The sequence below is a fragment of the Rhizobium sp. AP16 genome, from assembly GCF_000281735.1.
Taxonomy (GTDB): Bacteria; Pseudomonadota; Alphaproteobacteria; order Rhizobiales; family Rhizobiaceae; genus Rhizobium; species Rhizobium rhizogenes.
The window spans coordinates 114,971-141,736 of sequence record NZ_AJVM01000008.1 but is presented as its reverse complement, the minus strand read 5'-3'; the positions used below and the strand labels follow the sequence as shown (position 1 = coordinate 141,736).

The 26,766-nt window shown below is 59.6% G+C and carries 23 protein-coding genes, 3 tRNA genes and 2 pseudogenes; 13 read left to right on the top strand and 15 right to left on the bottom strand.

Annotation, left to right across the window (positions count from 1 at the left end):
• Positions 1-297: 297 nt before the first annotated feature.
• A complete protein-coding gene (locus PMI03_RS06290) occupies positions 298-843 on the bottom strand; it encodes an SMI1/KNR4 family protein (RefSeq protein WP_007691004.1) in 546 nt (181 codons plus the stop codon).
• A gap of 117 nt (positions 844-960) precedes the next feature.
• Positions 961-1,458, bottom strand: a complete 498-nt coding sequence (locus PMI03_RS06285) for a ribonuclease H (RefSeq protein ID WP_034518344.1) — start codon at positions 1,456-1,458, stop codon at positions 961-963.
• A 319-nt stretch (positions 1,459-1,777) separates the two neighbouring features.
• On the opposite strand from PMI03_RS06285, the pseudogene PMI03_RS32010 reads away from it, so the two are divergent.
• Positions 1,778-1,894 (top strand): annotated as a pseudogene (locus tag PMI03_RS32010) (GntR family transcriptional regulator); the annotation flags it as partial.
• Positions 1,895-2,197: 303 nt separating this feature from the next.
• Here the strand turns inward: PMI03_RS32010 and PMI03_RS06280 are convergent.
• Positions 2,198-2,500: pseudogene (locus PMI03_RS06280) on the bottom strand (tyrosine-type recombinase/integrase); the annotation flags it as partial.
• 9 nt (positions 2,501-2,509) lie between these two features.
• Between PMI03_RS06280 and PMI03_RS06275 the strand changes: the two are divergent.
• Both PMI03_RS06275 and PMI03_RS06270 read left to right on the top strand, forming a co-directional pair.
• Positions 2,510-2,585 (top strand) — tRNA-Glu (locus PMI03_RS06275).
• 119 nt (positions 2,586-2,704) lie between these two features.
• Positions 2,705-2,779: transfer RNA gene (locus PMI03_RS06270), tRNA-Glu, on the top strand.
• Between the two features lie 59 nt (positions 2,780-2,838).
• On the opposite strand, the gene recJ is transcribed toward PMI03_RS06270, so the two are convergent.
• From recJ to PMI03_RS06250, 4 genes are all read right to left on the bottom strand, one after another.
• Entirely contained in the window at positions 2,839-4,644 is a 1,806-nt protein-coding gene (gene recJ, locus PMI03_RS06265; protein ID WP_085997435.1) for a single-stranded-DNA-specific exonuclease RecJ, read from the bottom strand.
• 56 nt (positions 4,645-4,700) lie between these two features.
• Positions 4,701-6,020: a homoserine dehydrogenase gene (locus PMI03_RS06260; RefSeq protein ID WP_007690998.1), complete on the bottom strand. Its 1,320-nt coding sequence runs from the start codon at positions 6,018-6,020 to the stop codon at positions 4,701-4,703.
• A gap of 63 nt (positions 6,021-6,083) precedes the next feature.
• Positions 6,084-7,304: an LL-diaminopimelate aminotransferase gene (locus tag PMI03_RS06255; protein WP_007690997.1), complete on the bottom strand. Its 1,221-nt coding sequence runs from the start codon at positions 7,302-7,304 to the stop codon at positions 6,084-6,086.
• 222 nt (positions 7,305-7,526) lie between these two features.
• Positions 7,527-7,976: a hypothetical protein gene (locus tag PMI03_RS06250; RefSeq protein WP_007690996.1), complete on the bottom strand. Its 450-nt coding sequence runs from the start codon at positions 7,974-7,976 to the stop codon at positions 7,527-7,529.
• A gap of 159 nt (positions 7,977-8,135) precedes the next feature.
• Between PMI03_RS06250 and phaC the strand changes: the two genes are divergently transcribed.
• From phaC to PMI03_RS31495, 7 genes are all read left to right on the top strand, one after another.
• Positions 8,136-9,983, top strand: a complete 1,848-nt coding sequence (phaC, locus tag PMI03_RS06245; RefSeq protein WP_007690995.1) for a class I poly(R)-hydroxyalkanoic acid synthase — start codon at positions 8,136-8,138, stop codon at positions 9,981-9,983.
• Positions 9,984-9,995: 12 nt separating this feature from the next.
• Positions 9,996-10,745 carry a DNA/RNA nuclease SfsA gene (gene sfsA, locus PMI03_RS06240; RefSeq protein WP_007690994.1) on the top strand — a complete coding sequence of 250 codons (750 nt, stop codon included), beginning with the start codon at positions 9,996-9,998 and terminating at the stop codon, positions 10,743-10,745.
• A gap of 2 nt (positions 10,746-10,747) precedes the next feature.
• Positions 10,748-11,584 carry a type I methionyl aminopeptidase gene (gene map, locus PMI03_RS06235; RefSeq protein ID WP_007690993.1) on the top strand — a complete coding sequence of 279 codons (837 nt, stop codon included), beginning with the start codon at positions 10,748-10,750 and terminating at the stop codon, positions 11,582-11,584.
• Between the two features lie 3 nt (positions 11,585-11,587).
• Complete coding sequence (radC, locus tag PMI03_RS06230) at positions 11,588-12,439, top strand: RadC family protein (protein WP_034518348.1); 852 nt, start codon at positions 11,588-11,590, stop codon at positions 12,437-12,439.
• A 260-nt stretch (positions 12,440-12,699) separates the two neighbouring features.
• Positions 12,700-13,296, top strand: coding sequence for a dual specificity protein phosphatase family protein (locus PMI03_RS06225; protein ID WP_007690991.1), 597 nt, complete (start codon positions 12,700-12,702; stop codon positions 13,294-13,296).
• Between the two features lie 110 nt (positions 13,297-13,406).
• Positions 13,407-14,810, top strand: coding sequence for a Si-specific NAD(P)(+) transhydrogenase (sthA, locus tag PMI03_RS06220; protein WP_007690990.1), 1,404 nt, complete (start codon positions 13,407-13,409; stop codon positions 14,808-14,810).
• 152 nt (positions 14,811-14,962) lie between these two features.
• The gene (locus PMI03_RS31495) at positions 14,963-15,340 is read left to right on the top strand and encodes a hypothetical protein (RefSeq protein WP_141684328.1); all 378 of its coding nucleotides are present in this window, start codon (positions 14,963-14,965) and stop codon (positions 15,338-15,340) included.
• A gap of 150 nt (positions 15,341-15,490) precedes the next feature.
• Here the strand turns inward: PMI03_RS31495 and tig are convergent, their stop codons facing one another.
• The 4 genes from tig to PMI03_RS06195 form a co-directional block, all read right to left on the bottom strand.
• The gene (gene tig, locus PMI03_RS06210) at positions 15,491-16,978 is read right to left on the bottom strand and encodes a trigger factor (protein ID WP_007690986.1); all 1,488 of its coding nucleotides are present in this window, start codon (positions 16,976-16,978) and stop codon (positions 15,491-15,493) included.
• A gap of 275 nt (positions 16,979-17,253) precedes the next feature.
• Positions 17,254-17,338, bottom strand: a tRNA-Leu gene (locus PMI03_RS06205).
• Between the two features lie 144 nt (positions 17,339-17,482).
• Positions 17,483-18,106, bottom strand: coding sequence for a GDYXXLXY domain-containing protein (locus tag PMI03_RS06200; RefSeq protein ID WP_007690985.1), 624 nt, complete (start codon positions 18,104-18,106; stop codon positions 17,483-17,485).
• The gene (locus tag PMI03_RS06195; protein ID WP_007690984.1) at positions 18,103-19,242 is read right to left on the bottom strand and encodes a DUF2157 domain-containing protein; all 1,140 of its coding nucleotides are present in this window, start codon (positions 19,240-19,242) and stop codon (positions 18,103-18,105) included. Before PMI03_RS06195 ends, PMI03_RS06200 begins: the two co-directional genes overlap by 4 nt.
• 907 nt (positions 19,243-20,149) lie before the next feature.
• On the opposite strand from PMI03_RS06195, the gene PMI03_RS30900 reads away from it, so the two are divergent.
• From PMI03_RS30900 to trmFO, 3 genes are all read left to right on the top strand, one after another.
• Positions 20,150-20,296, top strand: a complete 147-nt coding sequence (locus PMI03_RS30900; RefSeq protein ID WP_007690983.1) for a DUF1127 domain-containing protein — start codon at positions 20,150-20,152, stop codon at positions 20,294-20,296.
• A gap of 301 nt (positions 20,297-20,597) precedes the next feature.
• The gene (locus PMI03_RS30895) at positions 20,598-20,741 is read left to right on the top strand and encodes a DUF1127 domain-containing protein (RefSeq protein WP_007690982.1); all 144 of its coding nucleotides are present in this window, start codon (positions 20,598-20,600) and stop codon (positions 20,739-20,741) included.
• A gap of 113 nt (positions 20,742-20,854) precedes the next feature.
• Positions 20,855-22,306, top strand: coding sequence for a methylenetetrahydrofolate--tRNA-(uracil(54)-C(5))-methyltransferase (FADH(2)-oxidizing) TrmFO (trmFO, locus tag PMI03_RS06190; protein ID WP_007690981.1), 1,452 nt, complete (start codon positions 20,855-20,857; stop codon positions 22,304-22,306).
• 7 nt (positions 22,307-22,313) lie between these two features.
• Here trmFO and PMI03_RS06185 read toward each other — a convergent pair whose 3' ends face one another.
• The 4 genes from PMI03_RS06185 to secDF all read right to left on the bottom strand — a co-directional run bounded on the left by PMI03_RS06185 (position 22,314) and on the right by secDF (position 26,668).
• Positions 22,314-22,775: a hypothetical protein gene (locus PMI03_RS06185; protein WP_007690980.1), complete on the bottom strand. Its 462-nt coding sequence runs from the start codon at positions 22,773-22,775 to the stop codon at positions 22,314-22,316.
• Positions 22,776-22,851: 76 nt separating this feature from the next.
• A complete protein-coding gene (locus PMI03_RS06180) occupies positions 22,852-23,712 on the bottom strand; it encodes a phytoene/squalene synthase family protein (protein WP_007690978.1) in 861 nt (286 codons plus the stop codon).
• Positions 23,713-23,730: 18 nt separating this feature from the next.
• Positions 23,731-24,117: an Mth938-like domain-containing protein gene (locus PMI03_RS06175; RefSeq protein ID WP_012651316.1), complete on the bottom strand. Its 387-nt coding sequence runs from the start codon at positions 24,115-24,117 to the stop codon at positions 23,731-23,733.
• Between the two features lie 4 nt (positions 24,118-24,121).
• Positions 24,122-26,668 (bottom strand): protein translocase subunit SecDF, encoded by a 2,547-nt coding sequence (gene secDF / locus PMI03_RS06170; RefSeq protein WP_007690973.1) that lies wholly within the window; start codon positions 26,666-26,668, stop codon positions 24,122-24,124.
• Positions 26,669-26,766: the final 98 nt, after the last annotated feature.

Sequence of the window (26,766 nt, the reverse complement as noted above, 5' to 3'; positions counted from 1 at the left end):
GCTGATGTTGTATGCAGCAGTTTTGAGGTAGTGCTCCCTCACGATAGATAGTGTCAATTAATAGCCTGGAAATATCCGAAATGTGGGATTGGTTCCCTATAGTCTTCTTTCCGCTCAAGCTTCTCGTGTTAGGCACGGGGATGTTCTTCGCCATCAAGTGGCATCGCGATCAAGAGAAGAAGAAATAACGAAACCAGCGGACCGTAAGCGCCCGCCGATTAGAGAAGCGCCGCCCATTTGGTCCGCTTAGGGCCAAGGGCGGCCGAACGTCTTGGCGGCGGCGGACGGCAACTGCCATCAGACCAGTTTGCCATACATCTCCAGCAAAGCGTTGAACGAGGGAGCAATCGGCATGAAGAAGCCATGCTCGATGAACGTGCTAATCAGCGCATCGGGCGTATTGGTCCAATCGGTATCGGCCTCTTCGAAATAGCCCCAATACATCTCGCCGTCCATGTACATGATCTCGCCAACCCGTGAACCCTCCGTGATTTCTACAAAGGTACAAAAGTCGCCTCCGACGGCGATGGGCGGCGCGAAGCCGAGCAATTCTCTTCCGGATGCATCCATCTTCGGAATAATGGTCAGAAGATCAGCGTAGTCGCGCCCATTTTCGACGCCATAGAAGGTATTGATGTCCGCCAAGGCCATACTCAGGCCAACCCGCTTTACCTCATCGAAGTCGAACGTCGTGCGCAAACCGTTGCAGCGGGTCAGAAAGTGTATGTAGTCCTGTGAAAGATATACGCCGTGTTCATTCACCAAGCGTTCCAGAGCTGCTGAGGTTGCTTTCCCGAAAGATTCGACCCTGCCGGATCGGAGAATTGCATCCAGTGTTGTCATAAGCTCTCCTTTGGGCGGTTATCTCGAATTTTGTCAGACTTTTGCACTTGATCAAAGCACCGACGCAAAATCAGGAGCGTTATGATTGCATCCTGTGCCGTACCCAGATGGCGCTCTTCATTCACCGATCAACCGCCCACGCTGAGCCAATCCATCCGCTACTTCGTTGCCCTCAACACCGACGTGACCCTTGCACCACTTAACTTTGATAGTCGGGTTCTGATTGAGTAATACGTCAATCGCTCGCCAGTATGCAGCATCTGCGACAGATCGACTGCGACCCTGCCCGTTCGGCGTCCGCTTTCGCCATTTGTTTGAACGCCAGATGTGCCGCCATCGAACGCAGCCGTTCACGGCATATGCGGAGTCGGTGTGAATGACTGCCTCCTCCCCCGCCGAATTATCGGCAAGCCACTCACACGCCTGCAAGATCGCCAGAAGCTCCATTGCATTGTTTGCCGTTCGCGCCTCGCCTCCAAACGCCGCAAAGACCTGAGCGGATCCGCGAAAAACCGCAAATGCCCAGCCACCAGTTTTGGACACGGGATCGAACGAGCCATCAGTAAATACGTGGAGGAGTAACCCGACATCGGTGTAATCCAGGGTATCGCTCATAGCTGCTTCCGCATTCGTCAAAATTGTATAAATCTCGCTCAGGTGATGTAAAGAACGTTTGATGCACCGCGAGACGCCTCGTGGACTGCAAGTTGACGTCATCACGGCTGAACTCTGCAAGCCAAATCGAGATTGTATTCGAGTGCGAGCAGCATGGTTGCCCGAACTGCTGGGGCCGATGGCGTCTCGTTGCCGTTGAAAACGTTGCCGTGCTCTCCCATGAGGTCCAACAGGAGGACACTTGTGTAAAGCCGGAAAAGCCGGTCGTTGGCAAGCCCAGCATGTCGAAGCCATGCAGAGACGTAGCTCACGGGGCCACGCGAAGGCGCAGCAACTGATGGATCACCACTTGGTTGATATCGAGGGCCGCGTGCGGCTGACTGAAGGGCAAGGCGATCGGCATACCTTCCTTGCGGTGTTGGAGAGCTTCTCCTGATCACACAAAGGTGGCATCCAACGTTGCGCACGATGGGAAAACATAGGGAATTTCAAGGGCATTTTGTTAAGTCATTGCAGTCATGTGAGAGTCTATGATCTGCTGGGCATCGACGCTGATATTAACAATCGAGATAGGACGGGATCCATGGCGAGGCGTGGAACCGATCGCCTGGCAAGTGACCGCTTTGGGTGACACACGCGTCCCGCTTAGTGGCAGCCATGAGGGCGCATAGCTGCTAGATCGAACTGCTAAAACTGGAAACCTTTTCCCCGATAGGTGCGGTCGCGGGGTCGCACTCGGTCAAATCTCTACATGCTCCGCTAGTTCCAGCGCATCCTCGATGTCCACACCAAGGTACCTGACCGTGTTCTCGATCTTGGTATGTCCGAGCAGGATCTGGACCGCACGAAGATTGCCCGTCGCTTTGTAGATCATCGCGGCCTTCGTGCGTCGAAGCGAGTGTGTGCCGTAGTCTTCGCGTCTTAGCCCGATTGCAGTCACCCACTCATCGACCAATCGGGCATACTGGCGAGTGCTGAGATGATCGACTCGACTGGGAAAGGCGTAGTCATCAATTGTTCCGCCTCTTCGCTCAAGCCATGAGCGCATCACGCGCCCTTCGTCTATCCGCTAGGACAACAGATTCTCATTCTGTAAAGAGGGGTTCGACTTCCCCTAGGGCGTACCAAACGGAACTGCCTCGAACTTTTCCACAATCGCATCGAAAAATCTGCCTCTAGCCGTGGATTTTTCTCGATTTTCCGCTTGCGGGATCAAAAGGTGCTGACTATAAGGGCGCCACAGCACGCGCCCTTCGTCTATCGGTTAGGACGACAGATTTTCATTCTGTAAAGAGGGGTTCGACTCCCCTAGGGCGTGCCACTGTCTTTCCCCTGAAATCATTGAATTCGCATCGCTATCGCGGCGATACCGCTTTGCGCTCAAGGTGCCTTTGCCGCGTCCGTGACACGCAGCTGAACGCGGCGGTTGCCCTGCCAGTGGTCGGCGCCGAGCGTGCCGGCGACGTGGATCTGCGATCCGCGGGACGACATCAGAAGTTCGCCGAGCGGCGTCTCGGCGGCGCGGAAGGCGATGCCGTCGAGGCGGCCGCCGTCCTGTGCTTCCAGCGTGATCTTGATGTGGGACTGGCCGACCAGGCGCGAATCGCGCAGGCGGTGGCTCGGCAGGGCGAAGATCGGCTGCGGATGGCCGGAGCCATAGGGGCCGGCAGTTTCGAGCTGGTCGATCAGATCCACGGTCGCGCCGCTGGCGCCGAGCGCGCCGTCGATCTTCAGCGTTTCGTTGGCGACGAGGCCTGGTACTTGCCTCTCGGCCTTCTCGGTGAAGAAGGCGCGCAGTTTCCCGAGATTGCCGCGCTCCACCGTCAGGCCCGCCGCCATGGCGTGGCCGCCACCTTTGACCAGCAGACCAGCATCGACGGCGGCACGCACCATGCGGCCCATGTCGAAGCCATTGATGGAGCGTCCGGAACCCGTGCCCTTGCCGTTGGGATCGAAGGCGATCGCGAAGGCCGGGCGGCGGAACTTGTCCTTCAGCCGCGATGCGATCAGGCCGACGATACCCGGATGCCAATTTTCCCGTGCGGTGACGATGACGGAAGCGCCATCACCATTGCCGTATTCCGCCAGCGCCTCAGCTTCCGCCTCCTGCAGCATGGCGGCTTCCATGGCCTGGCGCTCGCGGTTCAGCTCGTCCAACTTCTCGGCGATGATCTCAGCTTCGTTGGTATCCTCGAGCGTCAGCAGGCGCGCGCCGAGTGCTGCATCGCCGATTCGGCCGCCGGCATTGATGCGCGGGCCGATCAAGAAGCCGAAATGATAGGGCGATACCGGCCCGCCGAGCCCCGCCTTGCGGAACAGCGCCGCAAGGCCTGGATTGCCCTGATGGCGCGCGGCGATCAGGCCCTTGACGACATAAGCGCGGTTGAGCCCCTTCAGCGGCACGACATCACAGACCGTCGCCAAGGCGACGATATCGAGCCAGGCAAGCAGATCAATGGAACGGACACGAGCATCGCCCGCCTCGCGCAGCTGCCGCAAGGCCGCGACCAGAACGAGGAAGACGACGCCTGCAGCGCAGAGATGCCCCTGCCCCGACAGATCGTCCTCGCGATTCGGATTGACCAGCGCATGGCAGTGCGGCAGCTCGTGCGCGACCTGATGGTGGTCGATGACGACGACGCCGATATTTCGGGCCTTTGCCGCCCCCAGCGATTCAAAGCTGGTGGAGCCGCAGTCGACGGTGACGATCAGCGTCGCGCCGTTGTCGATGAGCTGATTGATGGCGGCAGGGTTGGGGCCGTAGCCTTCGAAGATGCGGTCGGGAATATAGATGCTGGCCGGCACGCCGAAATGGGTGAGAAAGCGGTAGAGCAGCGCGGAAGACGCGGCACCGTCGACGTCGTAGTCGCCGAAGATCGCGACGGTCTCTCCAGTCTTGACTGCGCGCAGCAGGCGCCCGGCTGCTTTTTCGCAGTCGGTCAGCAGATAGGGATCCGGCATCAGGCTGCGGATGGTCGGATCGAGAAACGCCATGGCCTCATCGACGCCGACGCCGCGGCCGGCAAGGACGCGGGCGATCAGATCCGGTAGACCGTGGGTCTGGGCCATGGCCAGCGCCCGGTTCTGGCCGGCCTGGTCGAGCCGGGAGACCCAGCGATTGCCGGAAACGGAGCGTTCGACGCCCAGAAATGCCCGCTGCACAGGATCTGCCGGTTGTTCCACCATGTCTCCCAGAATTGAGCGGTCCCGCTCCGCTTTACCGGAACTGGCCGCGTGTCTGATTATTCCTTTGGCCGCTCGATGCGGATGACCTGCGGCTCGCCGACGAGATAGCCCTCGTTCTTGATCGCGGCGACCGCCTTGCGCACCGAATCCTCCATCGTCGCATGGGTGACGAGGATGATCGTCTGGTGATGGGACGGCGACAGGTGCTGTGTCGAGCGCTGCACGATCGATTCCAGCGAAATGTTGTTTTCCGCCATGCGGGTCGCGACGCTGGCAAAAACGCCGGTACGGTCAAGAACGGTCAGGCGGATGAAATAGCCGCCCTCATGGCTCTGCATCTGCGCCTTGCGATAGGGCTCCAGCGCCTTGGCAGGGTGGCCGAGCACCGGCACGCGCTGCGCACCCGGCTGGCTCTTGGCGATATCGGCGATATCACCGAGCACGGAGGAAGCTGTCGCATTGCCGCCGGCGCCTGGGCCGACCATCAGCAGTTCGCCGAGGATGTCGGATTCGATCGCCACGGCATTGGTGACTCCATCGACCTGGGCGATGACCGAATCGAGCGGCACCATCGTCGGATGCACGCGCTGTTCAATGCCGGTTTCGGTGCGCTGGGCGACGCCGAGCAGCTTGATGCGGTAGCCGAGGTCGGCCGCGGCACGAATATCCTCGATGGAGATATTGGTGATCCCCTCGAGATAGATATCGTCGGCCGCGATGCGGTTGCCAAAGGCCAGCGTCGTCAGGATGGCGAGCTTGTGCGCCGTATCGTTGCCCTCGATGTCGAAGGCCGGATCGGCTTCGGCATAGCCGAGACGCTGGGCTTCCTTCAGGCAATCGGCAAAGGGCAGGCCCTCCTTCTCCATCCGGGTCAGGATGTAGTTGCAGGTGCCGTTCATGATGCCGTAGACGCGCGAAATCGTGTTGCCGGTCAGGGATTCCCGCAGCGCCTTGATGACGGGAATGCCGCCGGCAACCGCCGCTTCGAAGTTGAGCAGCGCGCCCTTCTCCTCGGCAATCTCGGCAAGCTCGACGCCGTGATAGGCGAGCAGCGCCTTGTTGGCGGTGACCACATGCAGGCCACGCGCAAGTGCCGCGCGCACGGCAGCGTTGGCCGCCCCTTCGGAGCCGCCAATCAGCTCAACGAACACATCGATATCGGCCTTCTGCGCCAGATCAACCGGGCCACCGAACCATTCGATATCGGTGAGGTCGATGCCGCGATCCTTGGTGCGATCGCGCGCCGTGACGGCGACGATCTTGATCGGGCGGCCGCAGGTGACGGCAAGCTCGTTGGCGCGGCTCTGAATGATACGAACGAGCGAGGCACCAACGGTGCCCAAGCCCGCAACGCCGATTTTGAGGGCATCTGCCATGGATAGTTCCTGATCAATATCTTGGGGCACGGCAGCCGCGGGAACGGCTGCCGCGAAAAAAAATTAAGAACGATGAGCGTTCAGCGAAACCACATTATGCATGGTCTCATCCGCAGTCGAGAGGAAGCGCTTCAGATTGCGCGCCGCCTGACGGATGCGATGCTCGTTCTCAACGAGCGCGATACGAACGTAATCGTCGCCCATTTCGCCGAAGCCGATGCCCGGAGCCACTGCAATATCGGCCTTTTCGACCAGCAGCTTGGAGAATTCCAGCGAGCCGAGATGGCGGAATTTCTCAGGGATCTTGGCCCAGGCGAACATGGTCGCGGCCGGCGGCGGCACCTCGAAGCCAGCCTTGCCGAAGCTGTCGACCAGCACGTCGCGACGACGCTTGTAGATGCTGCGCACTTCCGCGATGTCGGAACCGTCACCGTTCAGCGCATGGGTTGCCGCCACCTGGATCGGCGTGAAGGCGCCGTAATCGAGGTAGGACTTCACGCGCGTCAAGGCGGCGATCAGGCGCTCATTGCCAACGGCGAAGCCCATGCGCCAGCCGGGCATAGAGAAAGTCTTCGACATTGAGGTGAACTCGACGGTGACGTCCATAGCGCCCGGCACTTCAAGAACCGACGGCGGCGGGGTGTCGTCGAAATAGATTTCCGAATAGGCGAGATCCGACAGCACGATGATGTCGTGCTTCTTGGCGAAGGCAACGACTTCCTTGTAGAAATCGAGCGTCGCGACATAGGCCGTCGGGTTGGAAGGATAGTTGATGATCAGCGCCAGCGGCTTCGGAATCGAGTGGCGCACGGCGCGCTCGAGCGGCGGGAAGAAGCTGTCGTCCGGCTCAACCTGCATGGAACGAATGACGCCGCCCGCCATAAGGAAGCCGAAGGCGTGGATCGGATAGGTCGGGTTCGGGCAGAGGATGACATCGCCGGGCGCCGTGATCGCCTGCGCCATATTGGCGAAGCCTTCCTTGGAGCCGAGGGTGGCGACCACCTGCGTATCCGGATTGAGCTTCACGCCGAAACGGCGGGCATAATAGGCGGCCTGCGCGCGGCGCAGACCGGGAATGCCCTTGGAGGAGGAATAGCGATGCGTGCGCGGGTCCTGGACCACTTCGCACAGCTTGTCGACGATAGCCTTGGGGGTCGGAAGGTCCGGATTGCCCATGCCGAGGTCGATGATGTCGGCCCCGCCCGCTCGCGCGCTGGCCTTCAAACGGTTGACCTGTTCGAAGACGTAAGGCGGCAAACGCCGGACTTTATGAAACTCTTCCATTTATTTCCCCATGGGACAGCGGCCCTTGCAACCGCAATGAAGTTCGTCGATCTCCCGGTGACCCGCGATACGAACTCCGGAATCGCGGCACCGCACTCAAGCTGACACGAAGGATACGGTGAATCTTGGGCGGCTGGGGACGCAAAGCGTTCTCAACCAGGAAGAAACATCGAAATTCGGCCTATCCGAACGCTTTGCGTCCAAATTGCTTGAAACGCAAGGCTAATTCTGCGTCTGACCGGGCTGTGCGCCCCCTTGCTGAATTTCCGACAGCGTATCCTGGCCGTGCTCGGCGGCAAGCTTGCGCATGTCGGCAACGCGCTTCTGGTATTCGGCTTCCGAAATCGTGCCGGCCTTGCGCTGTGCGCCGAGCGACGTCAGCTGCTTGCCGATATCGGATGCCTGCTGGTCGTTGATCTGGACATTCGCCGCAGTCGGCGGAGCGTTGAAGGAGGGATAGCCGTCCTTGTAATGCTGCTGCGTGCTGCCCTCGTCGACGGGCTTGCCATCGACGGACCTGACCACCACGGCCTGCGGCGCCTGCTTGCGCTTGGCAAAGGCGGCCTTTTCCTCAGGGGTCGAGCAACCGGCGAGCGCCAGCGCGAGAATGCCGAAGAAAGCACCGCTAAGTACGGAATACCGGTTTAGTCTTGCCACCATGCCGCCGCCCATATTGTCGTCCTGCCCTATTCCCTTGCTGTGGGATGCGACTGTTAAATTTGTCGCAGCGGCAAAGCAAGAGCAGGGTTGCGTTTCATTCGACTTGTATTCCTTTTCCCGCAAGATGTACAAATGGAAAACAAAAGAGATTTGCCGCCGGGAGGATGATGCGTGACCGACAGCAAGCGGGACAAAAGTGAAGGCAACGGCGCCTTTCCCGGTTTCGATCCGAAATCGGTCGAACCCTATATCGTCAGGGATCCTGAGGCGATGGCCGTGAACTTTGCCCGCGCGCTTGAAAACCTCGGCAAGGCCGCTTCCGCTTGGCTTGCGCCGCGAGAACGCGGCGAAAAGGTCGACACCGTCGCCGACCCGGTCACCGATATGGTTAAGACGCTCTCCAAGATCGGCGAATACTGGCTTTCCGATCCGCGCCGGACGCTGGAGGCGCAAACCTATCTGCTGTCTGGCTATTTCGGCCTGTGGACGAAAACCATGCAGCGCCTCAGCAGCGATTCGCCCGCCGTGGCTGAAGCCGAGCCGATCAAGGACAAGCGTTTTGCCGATGAGGACTGGCAGAAGAACCCCTTCTTCGATTTTCTGCGCCAGACTTATCTGTTGACTGCGGGCTGGGCGGAGAAGCTGGTCACCGACGCCGAGGGGCTGGACGAGCATACGCGTCACAAGGCTGCTTTCTACACCAAGCAGATCACTGCGGCGCTGTCGCCGGCTAATTTCATTGCCACCAATCCACAGCTCTACCGCGAAACGGTCGCCTCCAATGCGGAAAACCTGGTGCGCGGCATGAAGATGTTTGCCGAGGACATCAGCGCCGGGCAAGGCGAACTGCGCGTGCGCCAAACCGACATGACGAAATTCGTCGTCGGACGGGACATGGCGCTGACGCCGGGCAAGGTGATCGCGCAAAGCGATGTCTGCCAGGTCATCCAATATGATGCGGCAACGGATAAGGTGCTGAAACGGCCCCTGTTGATCTGCCCGCCCTGGATCAACAAATTCTATATTCTCGATCTCAACCCGCAGAAATCCTTCATCAAATGGTGTGTCGAACAGGGGCACACCGTCTTCGTCATCTCCTGGGTGAACCCGGATCGCCGTCACGCGGCCAAGGACTGGACGTCCTATGCACGCGAGGGCATCGATTTCGCGCTGGAGACGATCGAGAAGGCGACCGGGGAGACGGAAGTCAATGCTGTGGGATATTGCGTCGGCGGCACGCTGCTCGCTGCCACGCTCGCCTTGCACGCCAAGGAAAAGAACAAGCGTATCCGCACGGTGACCTTCCTGACGACTCAGGTCGATTTCACCTTTGCCGGCGACCTTAAGATCTTCGTCGACGAGGAGCAGATCGAGGCGCTGGAAGAGCAGATGAACGCGATCGGCTACCTCGAAGGCTCAAAGATGGCCGCCGCCTTCAACATGCTGCGCGCCTCGGAGCTGATCTGGCCCTATTTCGTCAACAGCTATCTGAAGGGCCTGGATCCCCTGCCCTTCGATCTCCTGTTCTGGAACGCGGATTCCACACGAATGGCTGCCGCCAACCATTCGTTTTATCTACGCAATTGCTATCTCGACAATGCGCTCAGCCAGGGCAAAATGGTCCTCGACGGCAAGAAGCTGTCGCTGAAGGACGTCAAGATCCCCGTCTATAATCTGGCGACGCGCGAGGATCATATCGCGCCGGCCAAATCCGTCTTCGTCGGCAGCGGATTCTTCGGCGGGCCGGTGGAATTCGTCGTGACGGGCTCCGGCCATATTGCCGGCGTCGTCAACCCTCCGGACAAGCACAAATATCAGTTCTGGACCGGTGGCCCCATCAAGGGCGAATATGATCAATGGCTGACCGAAGCCAGCGAAACGCCCGGTTCCTGGTGGCCGCACTGGCATGCCTGGATCCTCAAGCAGGACAGCCGCATGGCCGAGGCCCGTAAGCCAGGTGGTGCTGCCCTCAATGCTCTCGAGGAAGCACCCGGCAGCTTCGTGATGGAGCGCGCCTGACCGGCAGTACCCATGCTCTTCAACCCGCCCCTCGTTCCCGCGCGGCTGATCGCCCGCTACAAGCGCTTTCTCTTCGACGCTGAGCTGGAGAGCGGTGAGATCATCACCGGTTCCTGCCCGAATACCGGCTCGATGCAGGGCCTGACGACGCCTGGGTCCCGCATCTGGCTGTCGGAGCACGAGGGTGCGAAGCGGAAATATCGCCATGTCTTCGAATTGATCGAAGCCGACGGTACCACGGTCGGGGTCAACACCGCGATGCCGAACCGAACGGCGGCGGAAGCCATCGCGCTTGGCCAAATCTCCGATCTCGGCGACTATACGACGGTTCGGCGCGAACAGAATTACGGCCGCAACTCCCGCATCGACCTGCTCTTGACCGACCCGCTCAGGACAACCACCTATGTCGAAGTCAAGAATGTGCATTTCATGCGCGAGCCGGGTCTTGCCGAGTTTCCCGATACGGTCACGGCGCGTGGCGCCAAGCACCTCGAAGAACTGGGCGATATGGCGGATGCGGGGCACCGCGCCGTCATGCTGTTCGTGATCCAACGGCACGATTGCGACCGCTTTCGGGTCTGTGGCGATCTCGATGTGGTCTACGCCACAGCGTTCCAACGGGCCTTGAAGCGCGGTGTCGAAGTCTACGCGCTGAAATGCAGGGTTTCGCCCACGGAAATAACGCCCGCAGGGTTGATCCCGATAGACGAACCCGGCATAGCTGCATTAAATACCAAGTATAAAATTTCTGCTGAAGGCTGATCATGGTGAACTACATTGAGGCGGCGACCGCGCCGGCGAAGAATACGGGCGCAATCCGCCTCTACGGCCCGGATGCCTTCGCGGGGATGCGCAAGGCGTGCCAGCTCACCGCCCGCTGCCTCGACGAACTCGCCGCGATCGTCGCGCCCGGCGTGCCGACCGATGTTATCGATCGCTTCGTTTTTGAATTCGGCATGGATCACGGCGCCTATCCGGCGACGCTGAATTATCGCGGTTATACGAAATCATCCTGCACCTCGATCAACCACGTCGTTTGCCACGGTATCCCCAACGACAAGCCGCTGCGCGACGGCGATATCGTTAACATCGACGTGACCTATGTGCTCGATGGTTGGCATGGCGATTCCAGCCGCATGTATCCGGTCGGCGAAATCAAGCGTTCGGCGGAGCGGCTGCTGGAAGTCACCTACGAATCGCTGATGCGCGGCATCGCGGCCGTACGTCCCGGCGCCCGGACCGGCGCCATCGGCGAGGCGATCCAGACCTTTGCCGAAGCGGAGCGCTGCTCTGTCGTTCGCGACTTCTGCGGCCACGGCGTCGGCAGCCTCTTCCACGATTCTCCGAACATTCTGCATTACGGCCGCGCCAGCGAAGGCCCGGAAATGCGCGAAGGCATGATCTTCACCATCGAGCCGATGATCAATCTCGGCCGGCCGCATGTGAAGGTGCTTGGCGACGGTTGGACCGCCGTCACCCGTGACCGCTCGCTCTCAGCGCAATACGAACACACCATCGGCATCACGGCCACCGGCTGCGAGATCTTCACCCTGTCGCCCGGTGGTCTCGACCGTCCCGGCCTGCCGCCGCTGCAGGCATAATTCATGGCGAAACGCCTCGCTCCTTCCTCCGGACATGGTGACATGCCCTTCGATGGCGGCGGGGTGACGGATGGGCTTGAGGATGCGTCGCTTTTCGACGAGCGGCTGTTCTTTGCCCCTCAGGCCGCCAAGCCCACCCAACGCAACAAACCGGCGAAGCCGCCGAGCACGCCGGTAACGCCCGAGGCCCATTATCACGGCCACCGCGAGCGCCTGCGCAATCGCTATCGCGACAGCGGCGATACGGCGCTCGCCGATTACGAGATCCTCGAGCTGCTGCTCTTCAGGCTCATTCCGCGCCGCGATACCAAGCCGATCGCCAAGGCGCTGCTTGCGCGCTTCGGCACGCTCGGTGGCGTCTTCGGTGCGTCGACCAATCTGCTGCAAGAGGTGAACGGCGTCGGCGAAGCGGTGGCGCTGGATCTGAAGCTGGTGGCAAGCGTTGCGCAGCGCATGCTGAAGAGCGAGCTGACGGGCAAACCGGTGCTCTCCTCCTGGAAGGCGCTGATCGATTATTGTCACACCGCGATGGCGCACGAGACGCGCGAGCAATTCCGCATTCTGTTTCTCGACAAGCGCAACGCCCTGATCGCCGATGAGATACAGGGCCTGGGCACGGTCGACCATACACCGGTCTATCCGCGCGAAGTGGTCCGACGGGCGCTCGAACTCTCGGCCACCGCCGTCATTCTCGTCCACAACCATCCTTCGGGAGACCCCACGCCCTCGCGCGCCGACATCGACATGACGAAGACGATTGTCGAGACCGCCCGCCCCTTGGGCATCGCCGTTCACGATCATATTATCATCGGCAAGAACGGCCATGTCAGCTTCAAGGCGCTCAGATTGTTCTAAATCGCTTTCATCAGCATAAGAAGTTACATTAGAATATATTCATATCATTTTATTTCTAATGATCTTTTTCCAGGTAGATGGCACCGCCGGCTGCCGGCGGCACCTTCCATCTCCACTCCACGATCTCCATCGGCATTTTTCAGGTAGGCGTCAGGATGATCTGGCAAAAGGACGATGCTTCTACATCGGCGGGCCTGCCGAAGGAAGCCGTTGTTTTGATTGCGCCTTGTCGTTCCTGGTTCGACGCTCACGGAGATCACATGCCGAAGACCCCATCGCCGCTTTTTCGTCGCTTGCGCCGTATCGGCCGCGGTGTGCTTCTCGCACTCTCCCCCTTCGCGCTGATCGCCACCGGCTTCTACGCGCATATGCTCTGGACGACGAACTTTCATCCGGTCATCGCGGGCGAGGTCTACCGCTCATCGCAGCCGTCAGCATCGACAATTGCGGAATTGCAGAAGCAATATGGCATCAAGACCATCATCAACCTGCGCGGCAACAATACCGGCCACGCCTGGTATGACAGCGAAGTCGCCCAGGCCAAGGAACTGAATATCGATCATATCGATTTCCGCATGTCCTCCGCCCACGAACTGACCCAGGCCCAGGCCGCCCAGCTGGTCGAGATCATGCGCGATGCGCCCAAGCCGTTATTGATCCACTGCCAGGCGGGTTCAGACCGCACCGGACTGGCTTCGGCCCTCTATCTCGCCGCGATTGCCAAGACCGGCGAAGCGACCGCGGAGAGCCAGATGTCGATCATTTACGGGCACCTGCCGTTTTCCTTCACCCGTGCCTATGCGATGGATCGGACGTTTGAAAAGCTGGAGCCGTGGCTCGGCCTTTCAAACTCCTGAGTATCGGACCTTTCCCGTTAGATAATCTGTAACATTGAGCAGCTACCGGTTGACGGACAGCATGTTGCATTGCGACATTGATTCCGTAATCAAACATCCGAGGCTTCCCGATGGACCAATTCGATCTCCTCGTCGTGGGTAGCGGCCCTGCCGGCCGCAGAGGCGCCATTCAGGCTGCCAAGCTTGGCAAGAAGGTGCTTGTGATCGAACAGGGCAAGCGTGTAGGCGGCGTTTCCGTTCACACCGGCACTATTCCTTCAAAGACGCTGCGCGAGACCGCACTCAACCTCTCCGGCTGGCGTGAGCGCGGCTTCTATGGCCGCGCCTATCGGGTCAAGCAGGAGATCAGCGCCGAGGACCTGCGCCGCCGCCTGCTGATCACGCTGGATCATGAAGTCGAAGTGCTGGAGCATCAGTTCGCCCGCAACCGTGTCCAGCACATTCGCGGCAAGGCGAGCTTCATCGATCCCCAGACCATGCAGGTGGTCAAGGACGATGGCGAAGTCATTCATGTCACCGGCACCAGCATCCTGCTTGCGGTCGGCACCAAGCCTTTCCGTCCGGACTACATGCCCTTCGACAACAAGACCGTTCTCGACAGCGACGAACTGCTGGAGATCGAGACACTGCCCCGCTCGATGGTCGTCATCGGTGCCGGCGTCATCGGCATCGAATATGCGACCATCTTCAGCGCCCTCGACACGCAGGTGACGCTGATCGATCCAAAGTCGACCATGCTCGACTTCATCGACAAGGAAATCGTCGAGGATTTCATCTACCAGCTTCGCGACCGCAACATGAAGCTGCTGCTGGGGCAGAAGGCCGAGAAGGTCGTCCGCCAGGACGGCAAGGTGGAGCTGACACTCGACAATGGCCGCCGCATCGTCACCGACATGGTGCTGTTTGCCGCCGGCCGCATGGGCGCCACCGACACGCTGAACCTTGCCGCTGCCGGGCTCGAGGCCGACAATCGCGGCCGTCTCAGCGTCAACCCCGAAACCTTTGCCACCAAGGTTCCCCATATCTTCGCCGCCGGCGACGTCGTCGGCTTCCCGAGCCTTGCGTCCACCTCGATGGAACAGGGCCGCATCGCCGCCCGCGTCGCCGTCGGCGCCATCGCCAAGGAACCGCCGAAATACTTCCCTTACGGCATCTACGCCGTGCCGGAAATCTCTACCTGCGGCCTCTCCGAAGAAGAGGTCAAGGAACGCCACATCCCCTATGAATGCGGCATCGCCCGTTTCCGTGAGACATCGCGCGGTCATATCATGGGCCTCGATACCGGCCTCCTGAAGATGATCTTCTCGCTGAAGACCCGCCGTCTCCTCGGCGTCCACATCGTCGGCGAAGGGGCGACCGAACTCGTCCATATCGGCCAGGCGGTCCTGAACCTCAAAGGCACGGTCGAATATTTCGTCGAGAACACCTTCAATTACCCGACACTCGCCGAAGCCTACAAGATCGCCGGCCTGGATGCATGGAACCGTATGGGTGATATCAAGTCGGAGCTTTGAGAGGGGGCGTAAATAGTCTCCTCTCCCCGTCCAGACGGTGAGCGAAAGCCCAATTCGGCGAAGTTTTGAAGCAAATGCCGCCTATGGCCACCTTCGGTCCAAAGCGGACGATCACGTTTTTAGAGCATTATCAAAGCAGCTCGGGGTAGCTGGTGGCAAAATTGCGTAGAAAACTCTTTGGCCGAGGATGGGAGCTCAGTGTCTTTGAGGATGACATTGGCTTGGTTCTCTCGATCCCGGTCGATTCAGGCTTTTTGGCACATAGCTTTGAATTTTACATCAAGAAGCCCGATCTCGAGGCTCTTCAGGGCAGTCAACTGCGGCACAAAGTATTGGAATTCATTCTGCATGAGCGTCTTCAATGTCGAATGAATGAAGAAGCCCTTCGGAGCGTTGAAGAAGAAATAGGCCCAGTGATCCAAGCCGTTCTGCATGGAAATATAGGCCATCTTATTGAGGCGGTATCAGCCTCTCCGAATTCAGAGCATATTCGGTATCGATTGAACGGGGCTGGATTAACTCTGGAATGAACGGCAGCAATTGGCCCAATGCCGCCATTGGCACTACCGCCACTGCCAAGACATCTGCTTCCGAATTTTGCAATCCCCATCACCCGACACCAACGAAAAAAGGCCCCGCCGCGAACGGCAGGGCCTGATTTCATTGCAAAATAGAACCGATTACTCGGCGCTGTCTTCAGCGGCCTTCTTCTTCGGAGCAGCCTTCTTCTTCGGAGCGGCAGCTTCTTCGCCTTCGGCAGCGGCTTCCGTTGCTTCGGCCTTGGCAGCCTTCTTCTTCGGAGCAGCCTTCTTTGCAGCCGGCTTGTCTTCGGATTCGTCGTCAGCCAGTAGCGCTTCCTTGGAAACGGTCTTGTCGGTGACGTCGACTTCGGTCAGCAGGTGGTCGATGACCTTTTCTTCGAAGATCGGCGCGCGCAGGTTGGCGGAAGCGCCTGGCGTGTTGCGGAAGAAGTCCAGGATTTCCTTTTCCTGGCCCGGGAACTGCTGGAGCTGCGAGTAAAGCGCGCGCTGCAGTTCGTCTTCGCTGACTTCGACGCCCGCCTTTTCGCCGATTTCGGAGAGAACGAGGCCGAGGCGGACGCGGCGTTCAGCCAGCTTGCGGTACTCTTCGCGAGCCTTTTCTTCCGTCGTGTCTTCGTCTTCGAAGGTTTTGCCGGATTCGGCAAGATCGGTCTGGATCTGGCGCCAGATGCTGGCGAATTCAGCGTCGACCAGCTTCTGCGGGGTGTCGAACTGGTACATCTCGTCGAGCTGGTCGAGGATCTGACGCTTGACCTTCTGGCGGGTAACCGAGCCGTACTGGCTTTCGATCTGGCCGCGAACGATTTCCTTCAGGCGGTCAGCCGATTCGAGGCCGAGCTTGGAGGCGAGTTCGTCGTTGATTTCGACTTCGCCCGGAGCTGCGACTTCCTTGACGGTAATGTCGAAGGTGGCTTCCTTGCCGGCGAGGTTCTTGGCCGGGTATTCAGCCGGGAACGTCACGGTGATGGTCTTCTCGTCGCCAGCCTTGACGCCGACGAGCTGCTCTTCGAAGCCCGGGATGAAGCGGTTGGAGCCGATGACCAGCTGGGAATCTTCGTCCTTGCCGCCGTCGAAGGCTACGCCGTCGACCTTGCCGAGGTAATCGATGGTAACGCGGTCGCCGTCGGCGGCCTTGCCCTTCTTGGCTTCGTAGCTGCGAGCGCTTTCAGCGATCTTCAAGATCTGCTCGGTCACTTCGTCTTCGCCGATCTCGGCGACTTCGCGGGTAACCTTGACGCCCTTGACCGACTTCAGTTCGATCGCCGGGATGACTTCATAGGAAAGCGTGAATTCGAAATCGGCTTCAGCGGCCAGGATCTTTTCAGCTTCGTCCTTGTCTTCCGTCATGGCGACTTCCGGCTGCGTTGCCGACTTTTCGCCGCGCTCGGTCAGGATTGCCGGCGGCTGGTCACGAACGATCTCGTTGACGAGATCGGCCATGATCGACTTGCCGTAGACCTTCTTCAGATGCGAAACCGGCACCTTGCCCGGACGGAAGCCGTTGATACGGACCTTGTCCTTGACCTCGGCCAGGCGCTCGTTCATCCGGCCTTCCATGTCCTTGGCGGAGATGACCACCTTGATTTCGCGCTTCAGCCCTTCAGCGAGCGTTTCGATAACCTGCATTGTCCTACCTTCATTCATGGCGGCCGTGCCCAGACAGCCGTTCGTTACGATGAGCACGACGCCGGAAAATCCCGAGCGTGGCTTGGATGCAATTCCTTATCATTCTGCTAGAGCGCCGCGCGTTCGAACGAACGCGCAAAGGCCGCTCTACCTCTTTGAATCCGGAACATCTTGTCCGCTTTCAATTTGAAAACGGGATGCTCCAGGCAGAATGGCGCTTCCAACAGCGGGCCAGGAGACAGGCCGTTAAGCCTCCCCCGTCCACAAGGCAGCCTTGGTGCGGGTAGAGAGACTTGAACTCCCACGCCTTGCGGCACCAGAACCTAAATCTGGCGTGTCTACCAATTTCACCATACCCGCGTTCCCAAAACCGCATGGCAATGCCTGCTCATGGGGCCTTCCGGAGCGCGGCGTCTCTATAACACCCGTTTTAAACCACGCAAAGGAAAAATGACGGTTCCACGACCGTCCGGGAAGGTTGTTCGGTTTTATAGTGCAAGCCGGTCAATAAAGCGGCTCTTCATACAGCGGTTTGCCGTCGAGAAGCAGGCTTCGGATATGGGCAACACCATCGGACGAGACGCGGGCAGCAATCGCGACGCGATGTTCGTTGCGCGCACTCTCGATATCGCGCCCCTGGCCTTCGGGCACGTAATAGCGCTCAATGCCATAGGTAACCCCGATCATCGCCTGCGACGGATCGGTCGGCTCGCTATCGAAAACATAACCGACGAAAGGCAAGCTTTTGAGGACGACCGTGTCAGGCTTCGGATCGAGCGCTCCAAATGATGATTCGACAATGCCCCAGTAACCGTCGTCCTGCTTCTTCAGGCGAACGGACAGGATCGGAGCATTCAGGCCCTTCTTCGGCGGGCCGTCCACCAGCGTCGAGATGGGAACCCGGGAGATATCGTAGTTCAAGGTGACGTAGTCGCCACGCAGTAGATCGCGCGGATCGACCGGCGCTGTTTTCAGCAAAACTTCGACACCGCTTCTCAAGCCCCAGGCCCGTTCGCCAACCATATAGCCGAGCACGACCGTCTGTAGGGCGGCAACGATAATAGCGGCGATCCACATGCGGCGCGCGAAACTGCCGCCGGTGGCTTTCGTATCAGCGATCAACGTCATGCCTTGTCCCCCTGCCCGTCACCATGGGAAAATCGCCGCTCCAGCCGGATGACCAGCCAGGCGGCAATCGCAACCAGCATGCCGCTGATCAGGAAAAAGCCCGACGTGCCGATGATCGAGCCGACCGTTTCATTCGCGAGATAGAGGATCTCGCAGGCAAAGACGAAATAGGCGAGATAACGCAGGGCACCATTGTCGCGACCGCCGAGAATGATCGCGATGATCGCGCTTGCCAACGTTATAAAGGCGAGCACGACGAGCGGCAGCTTGTTTTGAACCCAGATGTCATTCTCAAAAAAACCGCCGGAAATCTCTCCGTGGATCGCCAGGAGTCCGATGGCACCCACAAGGAAAGCATAGAAGGCGGGTGCCGCGCCTGCCGTCCGGGCGATCCGCGCCAAGGGCGAAACCGGAAGGCTAACCGCCAGGAAGGCGATCAAGCCCGCAGCGGCCAGCAAGATGGCAGCGTGCAGGCCCTCATACTGCGCGAAAAGCCATGTCAACCAACCGACCAGCATGAGATAAGCGAGATGCCGCGCCCGGGGCACATCGACATATCGAACGAGAACGATGATGATCGCCGCCATGATCGGCGGAACCCAGGGCATGACACCGTACCACTCATCGGAGTGATCCGAGAGATAGAAGCCGCAGAAGCCCCATGCGAGAAAACCGGCAAGAGCCACCTGCGCAGACGAACGAAACAGCGCTGCGGCAATACCGGCGGCTGCGAACCAGACGATCATCATCGTCAGCACATCGCCGGATATATTGTACATCTGGCCGACCAGCGACATGGCGCCGCCGAAGGTCATTGTCCCCAGAATCAGCAATGCCGAGGCGATAGTCGCGCGGCCACGGGCAAACAGATAGGCGGCGCCAAGATAAAACGCCCAGATCAGCGCGACGAGCCCGAGCAGGCGGACGATCCTTGGAATCGCTTCCCAATTCGAGGCGACGAAGAGCAGAATCGCTGCACCGACCAAGAGCGCCGCCATCACAGTCAGCACGCGACCGGCGCTGAAGCTTGCGGGCCGGCTGTCATATTCGCCCAGGATAGCCGAGGCCGCCGGCGCATCGACCAGCCCCTTGTCGACCCAGATCTTCAGATCACGCTCAAGCCTACCCCGATACATCGCGCGCTCCCGACTGCGATTCCCTTACCTCAACGTGTCCTATCCCATAATGGAATGCAATCGAGGCCACATGCCCGCATCCCGCCTCCTGAAAATTGCCGGCGAACCGTCTCATATTAATGCAGCATTAAGACTCCATTCGCCATTATGTTCGCTGGTGCGCAAAGCTCGACAAAGACATGCGCAACCAACATACCTCCCATGAAATTATTGCGTTGCACAAAATTCAAAAGTCATACTATTGATATCCCATCAAAGGAGGGCAGTGGCGCGCCGCTTCGGCGCAAGCTGGAAAGAGCCTGAGGAATGATTTTCTCATATGGAATTCGGGGCCGCACACTCCTCCTCCCAGTGCACTCCGATAGATTGACGACACTCCTCCTCCCAGTCGTCAATCACCACAAATGACGCCCACCGCATCCTCCTCCCGCGGTGGGCGTTATTTTTTACCCCGATTAAATCGTTTAGCTCCCTGAAGATCATCAATTCTCGTCCGTGAGTCATTTTTCATCGTGACGACGCAAGGCGAGCCGACACGAGAGCCGCAAGGCGCGAAATTTTCGTCGACCCGCCCTCAGCGATCTTTTCGACACAATATGGTTCGAAAGAGCTCAAGGATCATGGCAGGACGCGGACAATATCCGGGCAATTGCCCGCCAACTGGGCGTAAGTACTTATATTTGGTCGAATAAACGATCCGAGAGCCGCCGTCACGCCGCCGTGATATGCACATAAAGCAGCCATCATCTTAGGCAGAACGCCCTTGAGGATTGCACTTTATGCATAGGTGACATGAAGCATTCGCGCTTTTAGTTTTCGCGCCGCAACAATATATTTAAATCCATTAGATCGAGGCCGGAACCATTCGCGGAACCGCCGATCTCCAAACCCTCGAAAGGGAATTACGATGAACCTGACCCGCTCTTTCAACAACTGGCGCAAGTATCGTCAGACCGTTACCGAACTCGGCCGCATGAGCACCCGCGAACTGCACGACCTCGGCATCGACCGTTCTGACATCCATCGCGTAGCTCGCGAAGCCACCGGCCGCTAATCGCCGGACTGGCTTCGCCCAACAGCGACAGCCTCACAACGCCCGTTGCGGACAACCGCGACGGGCGTTCTTTTTGCGCGCTATTCGCACCTGCACAATTGGCAGGCTCCTTCCAAGCCATTCGCCACGCGCATGTCGGATAAAATTTAGGCGCTGATGGCTTTTTAGGCGTCACATTGCACAAATGCATAGCAGATGCTTTTTATTCGCACTGCAAAATCGGCGCCCTTATGTATATATGTATCTCAAGCGCTGAGGCGGCAATCGCGCCGCTCGCAACTGACTACTTGAGGACAAGACCATGAACCCGATTCGCATTGCTAAGAACTGGATCAGCTACCGCCGCACTCTGAACGAACTCGGCAACCTTTCCAGCCAGACCCTGTCGGACATCGGCGTTAGCCGTTACGAAATCCGCAACATCGCTTCCCGTTCTTTCCGTTAATCGCAACGGACTGAACGGACTGCCTCAAGACGGCGCCTTTCGGCGCCGTTTTTGATTCCGGGCCTTGCGTAAACCAATTGGATCATCGGCCTGCCCGTGATAATGACGCGCCCATGACAAAGACCAGCTCCTTTTCTCCCATCCATGTAATCGGCGGCGGCCTCGCCGGCTCCGAAGCCGCCTGGCAGATCGCCAGCGCCGGCGTACCGGTCATCCTGCATGAAATGCGCGGCGTGCGCGGCACCGAAGCGCACAAGACCGACGATCTCGCGGAACTCGTCTGCTCCAACTCCTTCCGCTCCGACGATGCGACCAGCAATGCGGTCGGAGTCATCCATGCGGAAATGCGCCTGGCGGGTTCATTGATCATGGCCTGTGCCGACAAGCACCAGGTTCCGGCCGGCGGCGCGTTGGCGGTGGACCGCGACGGATTTTCCGCAGCAGTCACGCAAGCGATCGACAGCCATCCGCTGATCACCGTGGTGCGCGAGGAGATAGAGGGCTTGCCGCCGCAAGAATGGGATCAGGCGATCATCGCAACCGGTCCGCTGACGGCACCTGGGCTCGCCAGCGCCATCCAGGCCGAAACCGGCGCGGATGCACTTGCCTTTTTTGACGCCATTGCGCCGATCGTCTATCGCGACAGCATCAACATGGACATTTGCTGGTATCAGTCCCGCTACGATAAGGTCGGGCCGGGCGGCACGGGCAAGGACTATATCAACTGCCCGATGGACCAAGCTCAATACAATGCCTTCCTCGATGCATTGATCGCCGGCGATGCCGTCGGCTTCAAGGAGTGGGAAGGCACGCCCTATTTCGACGGCTGCTTGCCGATCGAGGTCATGGCCGAGCGCGGACGCGAGACGCTACGCCACGGGCCGATGAAGCCGATGGGCCTGACCAACGCCCATAACCCGACCGTCAAGGCCTATGCGGTGGTGCAGCTGCGCCAGGACAATGCGCTCGGCACGCTCTACAACATGGTCGGCTTCCAGACGAAGCTGAAATATGGCGCACAGGCCGAGATCTTCCGGCTGATCCCGGGCCTTGAGAATGCCGAATTCGCGCGCCTCGGCGGCCTGCACCGCAACACCTATATCAATTCACCAACCCTGCTCGATCGCTCGCTAACACTGAAGTCCCGGCCGGGCCTGCGCTTCGCTGGCCAGATCACCGGCTGCGAGGGCTATGTCGAGAGCGCCAGCATCGGCCTGCTCGCCGGCCGTTTCGCTGCCGCCGAGCGCAAGGGCGAGGCACCGTCCGTGCCGCCCGCCACCACGGCGCTGGGATCGCTGCTCAGCCATATCACCGGCGGCCATATCGTGTCCGACGAAGAGCCCGGCAAGCGCTCCTTCCAGCCGATGAACATCAATTTCGGGCTGTTCCCGGAGCTGGAACCAGGTTCGATCGTCAAGCCGGAAGGCGTCAAGCGCTTCCGCGGCAAGGATAAGACGATCATGAAGCGGCAACTGATCGCCAAGCGGGCACTCGCAGATTGTGCCGCATGGCTGGGCGTTCAGGCGCCGGTCTTCCAGCCGCCTGTGGTCGCCGAGAGCGCGTGAGGTTTTCTCAAGCCTTTGCCGTCGGCATCAGTGTCGACGGTTTGAGATCTTCGCCAGCAACATAATTTCCAAGCAGCCAAAGCGACACTTCGGCGGCCTCCGCCGAGGTCGCGAATTCGAACGTGCCATTGTGATGCGGGGCGTCGAGGAAATCGATCGTCAAGCCACGGCCGCTCCCCGAATCCTTGGCGCGCGCCCTGCCCGGTTCTATCAGATGAACGCTGTAGTGATTGCGCAGGCTGCGCATGAAGCCGGCCTTGTCGTCATGCAGGCGCACGAACACCGCCTGGCCATTCGCCGTCGTCTGCAATTGCCGGATCGCTTCCGTCGGAAAGGCGCGCCCGAATTCAAGAATGGCAAGACCGGTATCGTGCAAACCGTCTTCCTTATTCTGCGACGTCATGCGCGCTATAAAGAAGGCAAAGAAGACGACGATCGCAAAGAGTGTACACCAGACGATAATGCCCATGGCGGCTCCTCCAGGAATACGGGCGGCAGTTCGGCAATCTCCATAAACCTCGAGACTTGCGCGAACTTGGTCGATTTCAGATTTTCTTCGTCATGGCAGCAAGCGCCATACGCATCTGCCGGCGCCACTGCGGCGGCTGGAAGGCTTGATCGAACACCCTGGCGCCCAGCTTTTGAGCGCGCTTCAGCACAGGCTCGGCCAGGACTACCGGCAGGAAGGCTGGAAATACCGCGGGCGAAATACTGCCGGCAGCCCTTGCCTTCGCCAGATGCTCCCGCCCAAGGCCGGCGAAAGCTTCGATGGCCGCCGATATCCGCAGCTTGTCCTCACCGGTGAGGAATGTGTCGCGATCGAGACCGGTCGCCGTCAGGATTTCCAGCGGCAGATAAAGCTGGCCGCGACGACGGTGCAGCGGCGTAAGCAGCAGCAGCCCGGCAATCGCCTGCGCCACGCCGGCATGGCCGGCGGCATCGGCGGAACGACGGGCGTCTTCGGCCGACAACACCAGACTTGCAAGCTGGATCAGCGCCGAGGCGGTCTCGCCGGCATAGCCTTCCAGCGTGCCGCGCGTCTCCATCGGATCGTCGTAGAGGTCGAAAATGCGCGCATCGATCATGTCGATCAGCGTCTGCGTTGGCAGGCGGTATTGGTCGATCGTCGTGAGCAGTTCAGCGGCGACCGGATTGGCCGCGCTCGATCCATGCGCCTGCCCTTCGAGCAGATCGCGCCAATATTGCATGCGTACCTCGCCCGGCAGCGGCTCGTGCACAAGATCGCGAATGCGCGCCAGCTCGGCGTTGAAGGCATAGAGCGCCGCAAGAGCGCCGCGTTTGTCCTCCGGTGCCAGAAGGCAGGCGAGATAGCGATCACGGTCGGTGTCGCGAAGCGTCGCCAGGCAAAGATCCTGGTTGCTACGGGGCGCAGCGTCTGTCGTCATGCTTGGCCCGATCTTTCGTCAAACGGCAATCAGTGCCGCGGCCACAGCACGCGACTCGGACAGCATGATATTGAATGTACGCACAGCAGCCCCCGTGCTCATCGGATCGGAGGAAATCTGCCTGGCGCGCAGCGCCGTCTTCAATTCCGCCGGCAGTGGGCGCAGCTCCGTGCCGGTGCCGACCAGAAGCACTTCGATCTGGGCGGCTTCGTCGAGCACCCTCTGGAAATGCGCTGAAGTCAGCGCATCCTCCATCGTCATGTCCCAACCATAGATGCCGGAGGGCAGGCAAAGCAGCGAGCCGCGATGCGACATGTCAGCAAAGCGGAAACCACCATTGCCGTAAGCGTCGATCGGCGCGCGGCCGGGAAAATGCGCGCTTCGGATTTCTATACCTTTTGCCACTCTGTCACACCGCTGGTTTTTCTGATTGCATGTCGCTCCCTGCGTGGCCCTTGCTTTCGCCACCGGCCTGGAATTTATCCGGGCGCAGCTTGAAGACGATCAGGACCGGCGCCGCAATATAGATCGACGAGAAAGTGCCGACCGCGACGCCGAAGAGCAGGACGAAGGTGAAGGAGCGGATCACCTCGCCGCCGAATATATAGAGCGCGAGCAGCGCCAACAACGTCGTCGCGGATGTCAGAACCGTGCGCGACAATGTCTGATTGATCGAAGCGTCGATCAGGATCGGCAATGGCATCTGCGAATAACGCCTCAGATTCTCCCGCATACGGTCATAGACCACGACCGTGTCGTTCAGCGAATAGCCGACAATGGTCAGGAGCGCTGCAATGCCGGTCATGTTGAATTCCATGCCGGTCAACACGAAAAGGCCGAGCGTCAGGATCACGTCATGCAGCGTCGCGATAATCGCGCCGACTGCGAACTGCCATTCGAACCGCACCCAGATGTAAATAAGGATCGCTGCCAGCGCCGCCAGAACGGCGAGCGAAGCCGTCTTGGTGATTTCGCCGGAAACGGAGGGGCCGACCACTTCAACGCGGGAAAAATCATAGTCCTTGCTCAGTTCATCGCGAACGAGGGTCAGGGCGGATTGTTCGGCATTCTCGCCGCCCTCCTGCGCATGCACGCGGATCACGGCCCCTAGCCGGTCATCCAGCCGTTCGACCTGAACGTCACCCGGAATAGTCTCCTGCAAGCGCGCTTGAATATCGGCGGTGTCGGCAACGCCCTGCTTGGCGCGAACCTCGATGATCGATCCGCCGGTGAAATCGATGCCGAGATGCATGCCGACTGCTGCAAATGCAAGCAAGGTCGCCACTGATAATGCCGCCGAAACCGTGAATGTGTAACGGCGGATGCCCATGAAGCGGATATTGGCGCCATCGAAAATGCCGCTGCGAACGCCGGCCAGCAGCACGCGCGGTTTGCGATGCGAAATCCAGGCACTGACGAGCGATCGCGTGACAAAACAAGCAGTGAAGAAAGTGGTGAAGACGCCGACGATCAGCGTCGCGGCGAAGCCGCGCACTGCACCGCTGCTGACATAAAACAGGATGGCCGCGATGATGAGCACCGTGAAATTGGCATCGGCAACTGTGGATACCGCCCTGTTGAAACCGTGGCGCAGAGCGTCGACGAGAAGATGGGTCTTCTTTTCTTCCTCCCGGACGCGCTCATAGATCAACACATTGGCGTCAAGAGCCATACCGATGATCAGCACGATTGCAGCGATGCCTGGCAACGTCAGCGTGATGCCGAATACTCCCATCAGCGCCAGAACCATGACGATGTTGATAATGAGCGCGATCGTCGCGGCAACGCCGAGCAGTCCATAAAAGCCGATCATCAGTGCCGCGACGAAGATCGCTGCAATGACGCAGGCCATGACGCCGGAGCGCATCGTCTCGTTACCGAGACCGGGCTCGATGGTCCGTTCCTCGACAGTGGTCAGCGTCGCCGGCAGCGGCCCGGATTTCAGCATGACGGACAGATCCTGCGCGCCCTGGGCCGTGAAGTCGCCGGGAATATTGATCTCACCGGTGGTGATCGCGTTTTTTAACGACGCTGATGAAAGGACCTGACCGTCAAGCACGACGGCGATGACTTTGCCGAGATTGGCGGCCGTTGCTTGCGCAAAGCGGCCGGTCGCCTCCGGCGTCAGCTTGACTGTGACATTGCCGTCGTTGTTCTGAGTGTTCGACACCGCCGCGGCATCGGCAAAGTCGATATTCGAAAGAAGGGGCTGCTTTTGCAGAAGATAGCCGGCTGGCGGATCATCCTCGGAAAACAGCACTTCCGAACCGGCCGGCGGACGGCCATTCATGGCATCCTGTACCGGCATCGATGAATCGACCAGGCGGAAGCTGAGCTCGGCGGGCTGGTTCAGGAGGTTCTTCAGGCGCTGTGGATCGCCAAGACCCGGCACCTGTATCACGATACGGTCGGCACCCTGCCGACGGATCAGCGGTTCGCCGACATCGAGTTGCACGATGCGATTGCTGATGACCTTGAGCGACCGGGTCACAGCGGCGGACAGACCGTCTTTGATACCGGCGTCGGTGATATCAATGCTAAGCGCACCATTGTCGCCCTGCGATAGGGTAGCTTCCGGCTTGCCGGAAGCCGCATCGGTAATCGGCTTCAAGGCATTGACGGCTGCCTGCACCTGGGCGGGGTCGTTGATGCGCAACTGGATCTTCTGACCGGTGCCCGTCAAACCGGAATAGGGAATATTGACGGTACGCAGTCTGGCGCTGATGTCGCCGACGACAGTCTCCAAGCGGTTTCTGACGACATCGTCACGCTCGATCTTGAGCATGATATGCGAGCCGCCCTTGAGATCGAGACCAAGCTCGACCTTTCGTTGCGCAAACCAGTTCGGGAAGGAAGCAAGCCGCTGCTCGTTAAGCAGATTGGGCACGGCAAAGAGAACGCTCAAGAGAACGGCGAACCAGATCAGGACGGTCTTCCACCAGGAGACGTGCAGCATCGCTCTCTCGAGTTTGGTCTTTTCTTACTGCGTCCCGCATGCGCCACGGCATGCAAAGGACGCAGTAACACTTTGAATTTGCGCACAATCCCGTCCGA

Coding starts and splice junctions, on each gene's coding strand:
- sthA (WP_007690990.1), top strand. CDS start 13,407: ATGGACCAATTCGATCTCCTCGTCGTGGGTAGCGGCCCTGCCGGCCGC.
- PMI03_RS06255 (WP_007690997.1), bottom strand. CDS start 7,304: ATGGAAGAGTTTCATAAAGTCCGGCGTTTGCCGCCTTACGTCTTCGAA.
- PMI03_RS06185 (WP_007690980.1), bottom strand. CDS start 22,775: ATGGGCATTATCGTCTGGTGTACACTCTTTGCGATCGTCGTCTTCTTT.
- secDF (WP_007690973.1), bottom strand. CDS start 26,668: ATGCTGCACGTCTCCTGGTGGAAGACCGTCCTGATCTGGTTCGCCGTT.
- PMI03_RS06285 (WP_034518344.1), bottom strand. CDS start 1,458: ATGAGCGATACCCTGGATTACACCGATGTCGGGTTACTCCTCCACGTA.
- radC (WP_034518348.1), top strand. CDS start 11,588: ATGGCGAAACGCCTCGCTCCTTCCTCCGGACATGGTGACATGCCCTTC.
- recJ (WP_085997435.1), bottom strand. CDS start 4,644: ATGGTGGAACAACCGGCAGATCCTGTGCAGCGGGCATTTCTGGGCGTC.
- PMI03_RS06290 (WP_007691004.1), bottom strand. CDS start 843: ATGACAACACTGGATGCAATTCTCCGATCCGGCAGGGTCGAATCTTTC.
- trmFO (WP_007690981.1), top strand. CDS start 20,855: ATGACAAAGACCAGCTCCTTTTCTCCCATCCATGTAATCGGCGGCGGC.
- PMI03_RS06180 (WP_007690978.1), bottom strand. CDS start 23,712: ATGACGACAGACGCTGCGCCCCGTAGCAACCAGGATCTTTGCCTGGCG.
- map (WP_007690993.1), top strand. CDS start 10,748: ATGGTGAACTACATTGAGGCGGCGACCGCGCCGGCGAAGAATACGGGC.
- sfsA (WP_007690994.1), top strand. CDS start 9,996: ATGCTCTTCAACCCGCCCCTCGTTCCCGCGCGGCTGATCGCCCGCTAC.
- PMI03_RS06195 (WP_007690984.1), bottom strand. CDS start 19,242: ATGTATCGGGGTAGGCTTGAGCGTGATCTGAAGATCTGGGTCGACAAG.
- PMI03_RS06200 (WP_007690985.1), bottom strand. CDS start 18,106: ATGACGTTGATCGCTGATACGAAAGCCACCGGCGGCAGTTTCGCGCGC.
- PMI03_RS06225 (WP_007690991.1), top strand. CDS start 12,700: ATGCCGAAGACCCCATCGCCGCTTTTTCGTCGCTTGCGCCGTATCGGC.
- tig (WP_007690986.1), bottom strand. CDS start 16,978: ATGCAGGTTATCGAAACGCTCGCTGAAGGGCTGAAGCGCGAAATCAAG.
- PMI03_RS30895 (WP_007690982.1), top strand. CDS start 20,598: ATGAACCCGATTCGCATTGCTAAGAACTGGATCAGCTACCGCCGCACT.
- PMI03_RS06250 (WP_007690996.1), bottom strand. CDS start 7,976: ATGGGCGGCGGCATGGTGGCAAGACTAAACCGGTATTCCGTACTTAGC.
- PMI03_RS30900 (WP_007690983.1), top strand. CDS start 20,150: ATGAACCTGACCCGCTCTTTCAACAACTGGCGCAAGTATCGTCAGACC.
- PMI03_RS06260 (WP_007690998.1), bottom strand. CDS start 6,020: ATGGCAGATGCCCTCAAAATCGGCGTTGCGGGCTTGGGCACCGTTGGT.